The following is a 274-nucleotide window of genomic DNA, read 5'->3' as shown; positions in this document are numbered from 1 at the left end:
CAGCAGCCCTTCCACCGTCTCCCCGTCGAACAAATCGCTGTTGAAATTGATCGCAGCAATCGCCCCGGTCGGATTCGGCTCTACGACCAGAGAGAGATCGAACTTCGACGTGTGCTCCTCAGTCTCCAGTCCCGTCAGAGAAAGTCCGGGCAGGCGAATCTCGGACACCGGCGTGTTCTGGAGCGTGAGCGACACTTGGAACAGCGGGCTGCGGCTCAGATCGCGCTCGGGCTGGAGTTCCTCCACCAGCTTCTCGAACGGCACGTCCTGGTGT

Annotated in this window: 1 protein-coding gene; it reads right to left on the bottom strand. The window is 60.9% G+C overall.

What is annotated here, in order from left to right; all coding sequences use genetic code 11:
• Positions 1–274: hypothetical protein (locus JGU66_36345; GenBank protein MBJ6766247.1), on the bottom strand; the 274-nt coding region annotated here is incomplete at both ends.

The organism is Myxococcaceae bacterium JPH2 (assembly GCA_016458225.1).
Classification (GTDB): domain Bacteria; phylum Myxococcota; class Myxococcia; order Myxococcales; family Myxococcaceae; genus Citreicoccus.
The sequence above is the reverse complement of the archived record's forward strand: the minus strand, read 5'-3'. Positions and strand labels throughout refer to the sequence as shown.